The organism is Dactylosporangium sucinum, assembly GCF_014647515.1.
Taxonomy (GTDB): Bacteria; Actinomycetota; Actinomycetes; order Mycobacteriales; family Micromonosporaceae; genus Dactylosporangium; species Dactylosporangium sucinum.
Map to the genome: position 1 here is coordinate 29094 of NZ_BMPI01000002.1, position 13893 is coordinate 42986.

Consider the following 13893-nt stretch of genomic DNA (forward strand, 5'->3'; position numbering starts at 1 on the left):
GCGGTGACCGCGACGACATCAGCAAGCCCGGCTGCGGACCGGACCGTGGACGCAGCCGGGCCGGCACCGAATCGGGAGCGGCGCTGGCGGATCCGCCTGCGCCGCGACCGCTCGCTGCTCATCATGACGGTGCCGACGGTCGTGCTGCTGGCCGTGTTCGCCTACGCGCCGATGCTCGGGCTGGTCACCGCGTTCCAGAGCTACGACATCTACTCGGGGTTCTGGTACAGCCCGTTCGTCGGCCTGAAGAACTTCGAGCGGCTGCTCCAGGACCCGATCTTCTGGCACGCGCTGGAGAACACGCTCGTCATCAGCGCGGTGCAGCTGGTGCTGTACTTCCCGGTGCCGATCGCGCTGGCCCTGCTGTTCAACGAGGTGGCCAGCGGCCGCGTGCGCGCCTTCGTGCAGGCCGTGGTCTACCTGCCGCACTTCTTCTCGTGGGTGCTCGTCGTGACGGTGTTCCAGGAGATGCTCGGCGGCGCCGGGGCGCTCAACACCCTGCTGCGCCGGCACGGGTACGAGACCTGGGACATCATGACCAACCCGGAGGCCTTCAAGTTCCTCGTCACCGCCCAGGCGGTGTGGAAGGAGGCCGGCTGGGGCATCATCGTGTTCCTGGCTGCCCTCGCAGCCATCGACCAGACCCTCTACGAGGCGGCCGCGGCCGACGGCGCCGGCCGGTGGCGGCGGCTGTGGCACGTGACGCTGCCCGGCATGCGCGGCGTCATCGTGCTCATGCTGGTGCTGCGGCTGGGCAACGCGCTCACCGTCGGCTTCGAGCAGATGCTCGTCCAGCGGCAGGCGGTCGGGCGCGACGCCTCCGAGGTGCTCGACACGTTCGCCTACTACTACGGCGTCGTGAACAACAACTTCAGTTACGGCGCCGCCGCCGGGCTGTTCAAGGGCGTCCTGTCACTGCTGCTGGTGCTGGCCGCGAACAAGCTGGCGCACGCCTTCGGCGAGGACGGGTTGTACCGCAAATGAGCGTCAACGTGCAGGCGCGCCGCCGCCACCAGGGGCCCGTGTGGGAGGAGCCGTCCGGGCCGGCCGCCAAGGCCGGCAAGGGCGTCGTCCTGGTGCTCGTCGTCGCGGTGATCCTGGTGCCGCTGTACTCGATCGTGCTGACCAGCTTCTCCACCCAGGCGTCGATCAACGAGGCCGGCGGGCTGGTCACCGTGCCGAAGGGCCTGACCCTGGAGGCCTACCGGCAGATCTTCACCAACCAGCTCGTCACCCACTCGCTGCTGGTCAGCCTGGTCATCACCGTCGTCGGCACCGCGCTGTCGATGGTGGTGAGCGTGCTGTGCGCCTACGGGCTGTCGCGCCGCGGCTCGTTCGCCCACCGCACGATCCTCATGTTTCTGGTCGTGACGATGTTCTTCAGCGGCGGGCTCATCCCGTCGTTCCTGGTCGTCACGGCCCTCGGCGGCTACGGGCAGTACTGGACGATGATCCTGCCGCTGGCGGTGTCGGTGTTCAACATCCTGGTGCTGCGGGCGTTCTTCAGCGGTACCGCACCCGAGCTCATCGACGCGGCCCGGGTGGACGGCGCCGGGGACTGGCGCATCCTGTGGTCGGTCATCGTGCCCACGTCGAGGGCGGTGCTCGCCGTCATCACGCTGTTCTACGCGGTCGGCTACTGGAACTCGTTCTTCAACGCCCTGCTCTACCTGCCGGACAACGGCAAGTGGCCGCTGCAGATGATCCTCTACACCTACACGCTGCAGGGCAGCGCGATGCCGGGCACCGGCACCACCGGCACCGGCCAGTACGCCGGCCACCAGCAGATCGCCCACCTCTCGCTGCAGATGGCGGTCGTGACGCTGACGCTCATCCCGATCGTGCTCGCCTACCCGTTCGTCCAGCGGCACTTCACCAAGGGCATGCTGACCGGCGCGATCAAGGGCTGAGCACGTGCTGAGCGAGGGGCGGCTGCTGTTCGGGGGCGACTACAACCCCGAGCAGTGGCCCGCGGCGGTCTGGGATGACGATGTACGGCTGATGCGCGCGGCCGGCGTCAACCTGGTCACGGTCGGCGTCTTCGCGTGGGCGGCGCTGCAGCCCGAGCCCGGCCGGTTCACGTTCGAGTGGCTGGACACCGTCCTCGACCTGCTCCACGACAACGGGATCGGGGTGGCGCTGGCCACCCCCACCGCGTCGCCGCCGCCGTGGCTCGGGCACCGGCACCCCGACACCCTGCCGCAGGGGCCCGACGGCGTGCGGCGGCTCTACGGCTCGCGCAACCAGTACTGCCCGTGCGCGCCGGCCTACCGGCGGGCCGCGCTCGTCGTCACCGAGGCGCTCGCCGCCCGCTACGCCCGGCACCCGGCCCTGCGGATGTGGCACATCGGCAACGAGTACGGCACCGCCTGCCACTGCGACCACTGCGCCCGGCGGTTCCGCGGCTGGCTGGTCCGCCGCTACGGCGACCTCGACGGGCTGAACACGGCCTGGGGGACGGCGGTGTGGTCGCAGCGCTACGGGTCGTGGGACGAGGTGCTGCCGCCGCGGCACATGCAGTACATCGGCAACCCGGGCCAGGAGCTGGACTATCAGCGCTTCGTCTCGGACGCCCTCCTGGAGTGCTTCACCGCCGAGCGCGACGCCGTTCGTTCTGCGAACCCTGCCGTGCCGGTGACGACGAACTTCATGGACCTCTACCGGCACACCGACGGCTGGCGCTGGGCCGCCGAGGAGGACTTCGTCTCGCTGGACACCTATCCGGACCCGAACGACCCGGACGCCGCCCTGCGCGGGGCCCTGTCGAAGGACGTCGTTCGCTCCCTCGGCGGCGGGCGGCCGTGGCTGCTCATGGAGCAGTCGCCGGGGGCGGCCAGCTGGCGGCCGGTCGCCACGCCGAAGCGGCCCGGCTTGAACCGGCTGTGGTCGATGCAGGCCGTGGCGCGGGGGGCGGACGGGGTGCTGCACTTTCAGTGGCGGGCGTCGCGGCAGGGCGCCGAGCGGGCGCACGGCGCGATGGTCCCGCACGCCGGGCCCGACTCGCGGGTGTTCCGGGAGATCTGCGAGCTCGGGTCCTCGCTCGACGCGCTGTCCGCCGTGGTGGGGTCGACCGTCGCCGCCGGCGTGGCGATCGTGCTGGACTGGGACGCCTGGCGGGCCTGCGAGCTGCCGCACCAGCCGCTCGACGGGTTCTCCTACGTCGACCGGCTCACCGAGTACTACGCGCCGCTGTGGCGGGACAACGTGACCTGCGACTTCGCCCGCGCCGACGGGCCGCTGGGCGACTACCGCCTGGTGCTGGTCCCCAACCTGTACCAGGTCACCCCGGCCGCGGCGGCCAACCTGCGCGACTACGTCGCCGGCGGCGGCACGCTCGTCATGGGGCCGTTCAGCGGGGTCGCCGACCCCGACGAGCGGGTCTTCACCGGCGGCTGGCCCTGGGGGCTCGCGGACCTGTTCGGCGTCCGGGTCGAGGAGCACTGGCCCCTGGCGGCACCGCTGGCCGTCGCTTCGGGGGACCTGGGCGACTTCGTCGCGACCGGCTTCGCGGAGTGGGCCGAGGCGCGGGGGGCCTCCGTGGTGGCGACCGCCCGGGGCGGGCCGCTCGACGGGCGGCCGATGGTCCTGCGCAACGGCCGGGCCTGGTACGTGGCCACGCTACCGTCGCCGGACGGCATGCGGCGGCTGCTGCGGACCGTGTGCGCCGCGGCCGGCGTCCGGCCCGTGCTGCCGGACCTGCCGCCCGGCGTCGAGGCCGTGCGCCGAGGCGACCGGGTGTTCCTGCTCAACCACGACGACCTGACGGTGGACATCGTTGCGGCACCGCATTGAGCTCACGGCGCCGGCCGCCGACTTCCACGACGGGTTCCCGATCGGCAACGGCCGGCTCGGCGCGATGGTGCACGGCCGGTGCGGCACCGAGTGGTTCGACCTCAACGCCGACACGCTGTGGTCGGGCGGCCCGCTGGCACCGCCGCCGGGCCCGTCGCCGGCCGGGGCGCTGCCGCCGCTGCGGGCGGCGATCGCCGCGGGCGACCACGCGCGGGCCGACGCGCTGGCCCGGTCGCTGCAGGGGCCGGCCTGGACCCAGTCCTACCAGCCGCTGGGGCGGTTGACGCTGGCCTACGGCTCGGCTGGCTCGGCGTCGACGGACGGCTATCGCCGGTGGCTCGACCTCGCCCGGGCCGTCGCCGTCACGCGGCACGGCGGTGCCGAGGTCACGTCGTTCGTCTCCGCGCCCGACGACGTGCTGGTCGTCTCCGTCGCCGCTCCCGGCGCCCCGGAGCTGCACTCGCCGCACCCGGGAGTGACGCTTGGGGAGCTCGACGGCTGTCTGGTGTGGACCGGGCAGGCGCCCGAGTCGGTGCTGCCCAACTACGTCGTGGACCGCTCGCCGGCGGTGACCTACGGCCCCGCCGGCATGGGCTTCGCGGTGGCGGCGGCGGTCGACGGCGACCGGCTCCTCGTCGCGGCGGCCACCGGCTTCCGCGGCCCCTTCGAGTCGCCCTCGACCGATCTCTCCGAGCTCGCCCTCGATGCCGTCGCCCGGGTGTCCGCCGCCCGGAGGTTGTCCACGGCGGAGCTGCTGGAGCGGCACGTCGAGGAGCACCGCGGCTGGTTCGGCCGGGCCGACCTGCACCTGCCGGACGCGCCGCGGGAGGAGCTGCTGTTCCACCTGGGCCGGTACCTGCTCGTCGCCGCCTCCCGCCCGGGCACCCAGCCGGCCAACCTGCAGGGCATCTGGAACGCCGACGTCCGGCCCGGCTGGAGCAGCAACTGGACGACGAACATCAACGCGCAGATGAACTACTGGGCGGCCGAGACCACCGGCCTGGCCGAGCTGCACGAGCCGCTGCTCACGCTGACCCGCGACCTGGCCGTGGCCGGCGCGCCCACGGCGGCGTTCCACTACGGCGCCGGCGGCGCGGCCGCCCACCACAACACCGACCTGTGGCGGTTCACCGCGCCGGTGCCCGGCGAGCCGCAGTGGGCGAACTGGCCGTCGGCGCTGGCCTGGCTCTCGGCCCACCTGTGGGAGCACTGGTCGTTCGGGGGCGAACCGCCCGATCCGGCGGTGTTCGCGGCGGCGGCCCGCTTCACGCTCGACCTGCTGGTCCCCGACGCGTCCGGCGCGCTCGTCCTCAGCCCGTCGACCTCTCCGGAGCACGATTTCTCCGGCGGTACCGCCGTGTCCTGGGGCTGCGCGATGGACCAGGAGCTGGCGCGGGAGGTGCTCACCCGCTGCGCCGCCCTGGGCGGTCCCCTGGCGGCGGAGGCGTCCCGGGCGCTGGAGCTGCTGCGGCCGGTCCAGACCGGCCCCGACGGCGCCCTGCTGGAGTGGTACGACGACCGCCCGCCCGGCGAGCCCGGCCACCGCCACCTGTCCCACCTCTACGGCCTGTACCCCGGCACCCGCATCACCGAGACGGGCACCCCGGCCGACTACGCGGCGGCCCGGCTGGCGCTGCACCAGCGGCTGGCCGCGGGCACCGGCCACACCGGCTGGAGCCGCGCCTGGGTGCTGTGCCTGGCCGCCCGCCTGCGCGACGCCCCGCTGGCCGCGTCGTCCCTGCGGGCGCTGCTGGACGAGCTGTGCTCGCCGTCGCTGCTGACCCTGCACCCGGACGCGGCCCGCCCGACCGGCTGGATCTTCCAGATCGACGGCAACCTCGGCGCGGCGGCCGGCATCGCCGAGCTGCTGGTGCAGAGCCACGAGGGCACGGTCGCGCTGCTCAAGACCCTCCCGCCGGCCTGGTCGTCCGGCTCGGCCCGCGGCCTGCGCTGCCGCGGCGGCCACGAGGTGGCGCTGTCCTGGGCGGGCGGCGCGCTGCGCGAGGCGCGCATCGTGGCCGGCCGCAACGGCCCCCTGGTGGCCGACCTCCCGCCCGGCCCGCTCACGGTCCCGGGCGCGACGGCCGCCCCGGGCGCGGCCCCCGGCCGCCGACGGCTGACCTGGGACGCCACGGCGGGCACCGAGTACGTCCTGACCGCGTCGTAGGCTGCCCCGGGGTGCGCCGATGGGCTACGGTGCCCAACGTGCCTCACACGATCGACGCCGCCGTCGTCGCGGTCACCGTCTACCCCACGCAGGCTCGGGTCACCCGGCGCGGCCGGGTCACGCTCGACGCCGGCGACCAGGTCGTCGAGGTGGGGCCGCTGCCGCTGAGCCTCGACGGCGACTCGATCCGGGTCAGCGGGCGCGGGCCGGCGACCGTGCTCGGCGTCGACGTCGTGCTCCGGCGCCGCGAGCGGCCGGCCGACGCCTCCCTGGCCGCGGTCCGCGAGGAGCGCGACCGCGCCGCCGACGAGTCCGTCGAGATCGAGGACGCGGAGTCGGTGCTGCAGCAGCGCCGCACGTTCCTCACCACGCTGGGCGAGCGGGCCGGCGGCGCCTACGCGCGGGCGGTCGCGACCGGCGCCGCGGCGACCGACGCGGTGGCGTCGTTCACCACGACGCTGGGCGACGAGCTGACCGGCGTGCTGGCCGCCCTGCGCGACCTGCGCCGCCGCCGCACCGAGGTCGCCGAGCGGCTCGCCGCGCTCGACCGGCGGCTCGCCGACCTGTCCGGCAAGCGGGAGCCCGACGGGCGCTACGCCGTCGTCACGCTCGCCGTGTCGGCGCCGGGCGAGGTCGAGCTCGACGTCTCCTACCAGGTGCCCGAGGCCGGCTGGCGCTCGACGTACGACGTGCGGCTGGTCGGCGAGACGCTGCAGCTGTCCTGGTTCGGGCTGGTGGAGCAGCGCACCGGCGAGGACTGGCCGGAGTGCGAGCTGGCGCTGTCGACCGCCCGCCCGTCGGGCGTCGTGGCGATTCCCGAGCTGGACCCGTGGTACCTCGACCCGCTCCTGCCGCCGCCCCCGCCGCCCCAGCCGTACGGCGGTCGCGGGATGCCCATGCCGGCGCCGATGATGGCCGCCCCCGGCGGTGCGCCGCCGCCCCGCGCGGTCGCGGCCGCGATGGACGTCTCGGCGCCGATGGAGCTGGAGGTGGCCCAGGCGCGGGTCGAGGAGGGCCCGGTCGCGGCGACGTACCGCCCGGCCCGCCCCGTCGCCGTGCCCGCCGACGGCACCACCGCCCGCGCCACGATCGCCGTGGTCGACCTGACCGCCCGGCTCGACCACGTCACCGCCCCGGCCCGCTCGACCGACGTCCACGTCCGGGCCGTGGTGACCAACTCGTCGCAGCACACGCTGCCGCCCGGCAAGGCCTCGGTGTTCCACGAGGCCGACTTCGTCAGCCGCACCAACCTGTCGACCTGGGCGCCCGGCGAGGAGCTGGAGCTGGCGCTCGGCCTGGACGACCGGGTCCGGGTCGAGCGCGAGCTGGTCCGCCGCACCGCCACCAAGGCGACGCTGGGCTCGAGCCGGCGCCGCGAGGTCGAGTACCGCACGACGATCGGCAACTACACCGGCCGCACGGTCCGTATCACGGTGCTCGACCAGCTGCCGGTCAGCCGCCACGACGGCATCGCCGTGCGCGAGACCGCCGTGGAGCCCCAGCCGGCCGAGCGCACCGACCTCGGCGTGCTCACCTGGCGCCTGCAGCTCGCCGAGGGCCAGTCGGCGACCCTGCGCCTGGGGTACCGCGTGGAGACCGCGAAGGGCGTCGAGCTCTCCGGCTGGCGCGAGTAGGTCACCCGCCGGCGCTGGTGCCGCCGACGCTACGGACGGTCCGGCACGGGGCCATCCGCCGGGCTACTCGACACGGCCTGAGCACCGCGCATGGGTCGTCCGCTCCACCAGCACCGGAGGAAGCCGGCGCTGCGCAAACGCCTCCGCGGTGCCGGCGATCCGGGCCAGCAGCAGCTCGACGGCGTTGCGGGCCAGCTCCGCGAGGTCGCAGCGCATCGTCGTCAGGCTGATGAGCGGCCAGCCGGCGGCCGGGATGTCGTCGAAGCCGATCACCGTCAGGTCCTCGGGCACGGTGACGTTCCGCTCGCGGGCGGCCGACAACGCGCCGAACGCGATCACGTCGTTGCCGCAGACGATGGCGGTGGGCGGGTCGTCGAGCCCGAGCAGTTCCCGGGTCGCGACGCACCCGGCATCGTGGCTGAACGGCACCCGGCGGACGTGGGCCCGGCGCAGGTGCAGGCCGTGCCGGCGCAGCCCCGCCCGCAGGCCGTCGGCGCGCTCGCGGCCGGTCGAGGTGTCGACCGGGCCGTGGACCGCCCCGATCCGGGTGTGGCCGAGCCCGGCGAGCAGGTCGGCGACGACCCGCATGCCCTCGTGGTTGTCGATCGCACAGCCCGGCGACTCGGGGTGGTCGAGCAGCCGGTTGGCCAGCACGTGCGGGACGCCCCGCTCGGTGAGGTCGCGCGGCAGCGTCGAGTGCCGGGTCGTGGTCGTGAGCACCACGCCGTCGTAGGAGCCGTCGGTGAGGTCGTCGCCGTCGGCGACGAGGACGGTCCGGTAGCCGTGCCGCGCCAGCTCGCGGCGCAGCGGCTCGACCAGCTCCGGGTAGTAGGGGTTCGTCAGCTCGGCGGCCACCACCGCGATGCGCCGGGTGCTGCTCGTCGACAGCGCCCGCCCGCGGTCACTCGTCACATACGACAGCTCGGCCGCGGCCCGCAGCACCCGCTCGCGCGTCTCCGGCGCGGTGCCGGGCAGGTTGCGCAGCGCCCGCGAGACGGTCGGCTGGGAGACGCCCGCGAGCGCCGCCACGTCGAAGCTGGTCACCCGCGCCACGGTTGACAAGTATACGTATGCAATCCACGGTGAGGGCATGACGCTTCATCTCAAGGCGGCGTCGCCGCGAGCCGGCGACCCCGCAGCCCGCCGGCAGGTCCAGCAGACCGTAGCCGAGGTCATCGCCGACGTGCGCGCCGAGGGCGACGCCGCCGTGCGCCGCTACTCCGAGCGCTTCGACGGCTGGTCGCCGGCGTCGTTCCAGCTGACGCCCGACGAGATCGAGAAGATCGTCGCCACCGTGCCGGCGCAGGCGCTCGCCGACATCCGGACGGTCCAGCAGCGGGTCCGCGACTTCGCCGAGCGGCAGCGGGAGTCCCTCACCGACTTCGAGGTCGAGACCGAGCCCGGCGTCTTCCTCGGGCAGAAGAACATCCCGGTCGCCGCGGCCGGCGCCTACGTGCCCGGCGGCCGCTACCCGCTGGTCGCCTCGGCCCACATGACGGTCGTCACCGCCAAGGTGGCCGGCGTCGAGCGGGTCACCGCGTGCACCCCGCCGATCCGCGGCGAGGTCCCGGCCGCCACGGTGGCCGCCCTGCACCTGGCCGGCGCCGACGAGATCCTGCTGCTCGGCGGCACCCAGGCCGTCGCCGCCCTCGCGCTGGGCACCGAGACGATCGGCAAGGTCGACCTGCTGGCCGGCCCGGGCAACGCCTACGTCGCCGAGGCGAAGCGCCAGCTCTTCGGCGAGGTCGGCATCGACCTGTTCGCCGGCCCGACGGAGATCCTGGTCATCGCCGACGAGCACGCCGACCCGTTCGTGGTCGCCGTCGACCTGCTGAGCCAGGCCGAGCACGGCCCCGACTCGCCCGCGGTGCTCATCACCACCTCCGAGGCGCTCGGCCGCCGGGTGCTCGAGCTGGTCGACGAGCTGCTGCCCGGCATGCCGACGGTCGACTTCGCCGGCCCGGCCTGGCGCGACCACGGCGAGGTCGTGGTGGTGCCGGACCGCGCGGCGGCCTGGGCACTCGCCGACCGCTACGCCTTCGAACACGTCGAGGTCCTCACGTCGCAGCCGCGCGAGGCCCTGGAGGTCATGCGCAACTACGGCGCCCTGTTCCTGGGCGAGGGCACCTGCGTCTCGTACGGCGACAAGGTCATCGGCACCAACCACACCCTGCCGACGCGCGGCGCGGCGACGTACACCGGCGGCCTGTGGGTCGGCAAGTACCTGAAGACGGTGACGTACCAGGAGGTCACGGACGAGGCGGCGAGCGCCCGGCTGGGCGAGCTGTGCGGCCGCGCCTCCCGCGTCGAACTGTTCGAGGGCCACGCCCGCTCCGGCGACGTCCGCGCCCACAAGTACGCGGGCGCGCCGCTGCCCTGGTACCAGGGGTGAGCGACCGCATCGCGGGCCGCACCGCGCTGGTGACGGGCGCCGGCAACGGCCTGGGCCGCGCGATCGCGCTGTTGCTGGCCGCCCGCGGCGCCCGGGTGATCCTGACCGGCCGCCACCGCGACAAGCTCGAGGCGGTGGCGGCCGAGCTGGCGACGCCGGGCGTGGTCGCCCCGGCCGACACCGCCGCGCCGTCCTCGGTGGCGGCCCTGGCGGGCGACCTCGCGGCCGAGGACGTCTCGATCCTGGTCAACAACGCGGGCATCGCCGGCCCGGTGGCCCCGCTGTGGGAGGTCGGCCCGGACGACTGGGACGAGGTCTTCGCCGTCAACGTCCGCGGCGTGTACCTCATGTGCCGCGCCTTCCTCCCGCCGATGCTCACCGCGGGCCGCGGCGACATCGTCAACGTGGCCTCGGTGAGCGGCAAACGCCCCCTCGCTCGCCGGACGCCGTACACGGCCTCGAAGATGGCCGTCATCGGCCTGACCACGACCCTCGCCCACGAGGTCGGCCCGCTCGGCGTCTCGGTCAACACCCTCTCCCCCGGCCCGGTCGAGGGCCCGCGCATGAGCCGCAACTTCGCCCTGGAGGCAGCCAGGACGGGCACGACCCCGGCGGAGGCCGAGGCGGCCTTCGTCTCCCGCGCGGCGCTGCAACGCATGGTGACGGAGGAGGAGGTGGCCCTGGCCACGGCGGCGATGCTCAACATGCCCGGCCTGTGCGGCGCCGACATCGACCTCTCGGCCGGGATGATCGCCCGCTGACCCGATCGGTACCGTTGCCGACCATGGAAGCCGCCCGCCCGCAGCCGTCCGTCTACTTCGCCCGAGCCGTCGACTTCGTCGACCCCACCGAGGTCGCGATGTCGTCGGCCCGGGCCCGCGAGGCCCTGGCACGGCTCGGCCTGCGACTCGTCGATCCCGTCGAACACGAGGCCGGCGCCGACCTGCCCGGCCTCACCGGCAGTGCGCACGCCGCCGCCATCGTCGAACTGGACCTCGCCCTGCTCCGCCGCAGCGACGCGATGCTGGTCGACATGACGATCCCGGCCCGCAACTACATCGGCTGCGTCGCCGAGCTCGTCTACGCACACCAGTGGCGCATCCCGGCGGTCGTGTACGTCGGTTCGACAGGGTACGAGCAGCGCCCGTGGCTTCGGTACCACGCCACCCACGTCTGCCGGTCGCAGGACGAGGCGGTCGCGATACTGCGTGACGTGCTCATCGGGACGGCCGCATTGCCCGCTGGACGAACACCAGAATGACCGGAAGCAACAGCCCGAGCACGAGTTCCCGCGGCGCGATCACGCCCAGCAGGGCCGCTACCGCGCCGACCACCACCGACACCGCGAGGATCCCCGTCGCCCAGTGACGGCGCAGCAGGGATCCCCACCGGGTGCGACGGCCCCCGGTCAGCACGCGCGCCGGCGCCACGGACCGCACCGACGGCCGCTGGACCAGCACGGCGCCGGGCCGCAGCAGCACCAGCCGGTCGCCCCGGTGCGCCAGGCGCATCGTCTCGACGTCGTGCAGCGCGTCCAGGTACGGCCAGAGGTCCCACATCGACAGGCGGGCGGCACCGTCGACGCCCGGCCAGCGGCCGTCGGCGCGCTGGCCGCGGAGCAGCGTGTTGACCGCGGTGAACAGCACCGGTGCCGCCGGCTCGCCGGCATGCCGGGTGAGGGCCGACACCGCATAGGGCAACCCCGGGTGCCACACCGCACTGACCCACGTCGACGCGCTGCCGTCGGCCGACGTGCGGGTCACGTTGTAGACCTCGTACCGGGCCTCGTCGTCGTGCAGCCGCCCCGGATCGAGGTGCTGCAGGAGCCAGGCGTAGCCGTCGCACAGTCTCGGGTCCTGCGCGGGCGTTCCCGCCTCGTACAGCGCGGTCAGGACCAGCGCGGTGTGGGTGACGGTCGGCGGAGCGCCCGGCACCTCGGCCCACCCGCCGGCGTCGCCGCAGTGCTCCCGCAGCCACTGGACGCCGCGCCGGAGGCTGGGGTCCGCGGCGCGCGCCGCGCTCAGCGCCCGGACCGACAGCGCCGTCAGCCACGTACGCGACGGCTGCCCGCTGAACGAGCCCCAGCCGCCGTCCGGGTTCTGATTGCGCGCCAGCCACTGGACCGCCCGCCGGAGGTCCGGTGCCGACGGCGTGAGGTGGGTTCCGCAGCGTGCGATCAACCAGACGACCAACGCGGTGCACTCGGACACCGGTATGCCGTTGCTGGTGTTGACCGCCCACCCGCCGTCGATCAGGCGGTCGCCGGACCGGCACTGCCGCGCCTTGAGGAACGCGAACGCGTCGGCGACGTGCTCGTTCGATCGGGCGACGATCAGCATCGAGGCCAGACCAGCGGCGGTGGCCGACGGACCCGGCGGGCCGTTCTCCAGGTCGTGGTACCAGCCGCCGCCGGGGCCGTGCTTGCGGAACGTCCGCCGCAGCAGCCGGATGGAGCGGTCGACGCAGGCCTCGATCTCGGCGGTGTCGATGGAGTCCACGCGCGCCGCTCCCGCTACTCGGGCTTTCGCGCCACCACGTGGAAGAACGCGCTCGGCTCGTGGCTCGCGTATCGACCGCGACAGTGCCGGACGTCCTCCTGCTTCCAGTCCACGAGCAGCGACTCGAGGTATTCACGGCTGAAGAAGTGCCGGAGATGACCGTTGCGGCAGTACATGTTCGGGCCGACCTCGTCACCGGTCCCGAAGTACGGATCATCGGTCGACTTGACGCTGAACACGAGCACGCCGCCCGCGACGAGCACCCGCCAAATCTCGGTGAAGACCAACCGGGTGGTCGCGTCGTCGAAGTAGTGCAGGGACAGGTGGGCGTAGACGCCGTGCATCGAGCCGGCCGCGAAGGGCAGGGGTTCGGCCAGGTTGTGGCACAGCGCCGCGACACTGCGGTGCACCTGCTCCGCTCGGCGCCGTACCTGCTCCACCGAAACGGGCGAGAAGTCGATCGCCGTCACGGTGTGACCGGCGGCGGCGAATGCCACCGCGTCGTGCCCCTGTCCACATCCGAGATCCGCGACGCTCACCCGTTCGCCGGCCGGCATCAGCTCCAGAAAGCGCTGGCGCAGCTCCCGGTGCAATGGGTCCTCGCCGGTCGCACCGCGGCGGACGTGCCACCTGTCCCAGAAGTGGACCTGCGAGGGGAGCATCGTCGTGCGGGACGTCATCAAATCCCAATCCTGGTCGGTGTGGACATGAGCTCGCGAATGGAAAGCCGCATGTTGTCCCAGTGCGGAAAGACCGCATAGTCCCAGTCGTCGGCCGCGCCGAGCGTTGCGGCGATATGTCGCCGGAAGTACTGCGAAACACCGAGATCCTCGGCGTAACACACGGGCCCGTCAGGTTCCCGGTACATCAGATACCCGTCGAGTCGGTCCTGAACCGGCAACGCCGCGAACGCCGCGAAATCGTCGAACACGCGCACCGGCAACCTCAGCGAGCCCAACGAGTATCGGCCGGGAATGACGTGGGCATGCGCGTGGGTGAGACAGGCCGACCGCCTGCGCTCGGACGACCGGCAGCTGCCGTGCTCGAAGACCGTGCAGGGTCCGAACGCGGCTTCGACATGGTCCACCACCTGGGTCAGGAAGTCGATGAACCCCGACACGACGCTCATCGGCAGGCCCTGGACCGAGCTGAGATGCCAGGCAGGCGCGACCAGCAGGTAACCCGGAACGAAGGACCCCAGCGCAGTTATGGCGACACCTACCCCCGGTTCGCGGACGATCGGCCGGTCATACCACTCCAACGCCTCGTCAGATTCATGATTCACGGAGCAGAACAGGCAGTCGTCATCCACTGCGGGCCAACGGTGCGGATGACGAGACATCGAAGACTGCCTAACTCTATCGACGAACGCCTGCGTGCGCGAAGTATGGCAAGCAGGTGCGTCGTCCA

General features: G+C 73.5%; 12 protein-coding genes. 8 read left to right on the forward strand and 4 right to left on the reverse strand.

What is annotated here, in order from left to right; all coding sequences use genetic code 11:
• Positions 1 to 45: 45 nt before the first annotated feature.
• From IEZ31_RS01315 to IEZ31_RS01335, 5 genes are read left to right on the forward strand one after another with little or no spacing between them, the layout of a single operon-like run.
• On the forward strand, positions 46 to 984 hold the full coding sequence (locus tag IEZ31_RS01315; protein WP_229833940.1) for an ABC transporter permease: 939 nt from the start codon (positions 46 to 48) through the stop codon (positions 982 to 984).
• Positions 981 to 1910, forward strand: a complete 930-nt coding sequence (locus tag IEZ31_RS01320; RefSeq protein WP_190247824.1) for a carbohydrate ABC transporter permease — start codon at positions 981 to 983, stop codon at positions 1908 to 1910. The genes IEZ31_RS01315 and IEZ31_RS01320 overlap by 4 nt, the downstream gene beginning before the upstream one ends.
• A 4-nt stretch (positions 1911 to 1914) precedes the next feature.
• On the forward strand, positions 1915 to 3792 hold the full coding sequence (locus IEZ31_RS01325) for a beta-galactosidase (protein ID WP_229833942.1): 1878 nt from the start codon (positions 1915 to 1917) through the stop codon (positions 3790 to 3792).
• On the forward strand, positions 3776 to 5959 hold the full coding sequence (locus IEZ31_RS01330; protein WP_190247825.1) for a glycosyl hydrolase family 95 catalytic domain-containing protein: 2184 nt from the start codon (positions 3776 to 3778) through the stop codon (positions 5957 to 5959). Before IEZ31_RS01325 ends, IEZ31_RS01330 begins: the two co-directional genes overlap by 17 nt.
• A gap of 38 nt (positions 5960 to 5997) precedes the next feature.
• Entirely contained in the window at positions 5998 to 7593 is a 1596-nt protein-coding gene (locus IEZ31_RS01335; protein ID WP_190247826.1) for a DUF4139 domain-containing protein, read from the forward strand.
• Positions 7594 to 7656: 63 nt separating this feature from the next.
• Here the strand turns inward: IEZ31_RS01335 and IEZ31_RS01340 are convergent, their stop codons facing one another.
• Entirely contained in the window at positions 7657 to 8646 is a 990-nt protein-coding gene (locus IEZ31_RS01340; protein WP_190247827.1) for a LacI family DNA-binding transcriptional regulator, read from the reverse strand.
• Between the two features lie 37 nt (positions 8647 to 8683).
• Here IEZ31_RS01340 and hisD point away from each other — a divergent pair, with 37 nt between their 5' ends.
• Genes hisD through IEZ31_RS01355 form a run of 3 tightly spaced genes read left to right on the forward strand, consistent with a single transcriptional unit; the run spans position 8684 to position 11246 of the window.
• Entirely contained in the window at positions 8684 to 9985 is a 1302-nt protein-coding gene (hisD, locus tag IEZ31_RS01345) for a histidinol dehydrogenase (protein ID WP_190247828.1), read from the forward strand.
• Complete coding sequence (locus tag IEZ31_RS01350) at positions 9982 to 10746, forward strand: SDR family NAD(P)-dependent oxidoreductase (protein WP_229833944.1); 765 nt, start codon at positions 9982 to 9984, stop codon at positions 10744 to 10746. Before hisD ends, IEZ31_RS01350 begins: the two co-directional genes overlap by 4 nt.
• Positions 10747 to 10769: 23 nt before the next feature.
• Positions 10770 to 11246 (forward strand): nucleoside 2-deoxyribosyltransferase, encoded by a 477-nt coding sequence (locus IEZ31_RS01355; RefSeq protein ID WP_190247829.1) that lies wholly within the window; start codon positions 10770 to 10772, stop codon positions 11244 to 11246.
• Here the strand turns inward: IEZ31_RS01355 and IEZ31_RS01360 are convergent.
• Genes IEZ31_RS01360 through IEZ31_RS01370 form a run of 3 tightly spaced genes read right to left on the reverse strand, consistent with a single transcriptional unit; the run spans position 11203 to position 13795 of the window.
• Positions 11203 to 12483 carry a prenyltransferase/squalene oxidase repeat-containing protein gene (locus tag IEZ31_RS01360; protein ID WP_190247830.1) on the reverse strand — a complete coding sequence of 427 codons (1281 nt, stop codon included), beginning with the start codon at positions 12481 to 12483 and terminating at the stop codon, positions 11203 to 11205. The genes IEZ31_RS01355 and IEZ31_RS01360 overlap by 44 nt on opposite strands.
• Positions 12484 to 12497: 14 nt before the next feature.
• Positions 12498 to 13163 carry a class I SAM-dependent methyltransferase gene (locus tag IEZ31_RS01365; RefSeq protein WP_190247831.1) on the reverse strand — a complete coding sequence of 222 codons (666 nt, stop codon included), beginning with the start codon at positions 13161 to 13163 and terminating at the stop codon, positions 12498 to 12500.
• Complete coding sequence (locus IEZ31_RS01370) at positions 13163 to 13795, reverse strand: HIT family protein (protein WP_190247832.1); 633 nt, start codon at positions 13793 to 13795, stop codon at positions 13163 to 13165. The genes IEZ31_RS01365 and IEZ31_RS01370 overlap by 1 nt, the downstream gene beginning before the upstream one ends.
• Positions 13796 to 13893: the final 98 nt, after the last annotated feature.